This is a genomic window from Pseudomonas sp. SIMBA_067, assembly GCF_046534675.1.
Classification (GTDB): domain Bacteria; phylum Pseudomonadota; class Gammaproteobacteria; order Pseudomonadales; family Pseudomonadaceae; genus Aquipseudomonas; species Aquipseudomonas putida.
Genome location: NZ_JAWRYH010001546.1, coordinates 1 through 228, shown reverse-complemented (window position 1 = coordinate 228; position 228 = coordinate 1). Strand labels below are relative to the sequence as shown.

Genomic DNA, 228 nt, shown 5'->3' with positions numbered 1-228 from the left:
CCGGCTGCGGTTTCCCTGCGCTGGGCCTTCAAGGAGTACGCACCGACCAGCCTGATGACCGGCATTTGGGCCGAGGCCGATGCGCGTTTGCAGCAACGTCAGCAACAGCGCCAATGGCAAGCCTGGCGCGTGCTGCGAGTGGAGCAGGAGAGCCGCGATATCCGTTCGTTCTACCTTCAGCCGCCCAGCGATGGCGCTGTAGTGTTTGCACCCGGGCAACATGTTCCG

1 pseudogene is annotated in these 228 nt (G+C 64.0%); it reads left to right on the top strand.

Annotated features, from left to right (window positions below):
- Positions 1–228: pseudogene (locus SB765_RS34645) on the top strand (FAD-binding oxidoreductase); the annotation flags it as partial.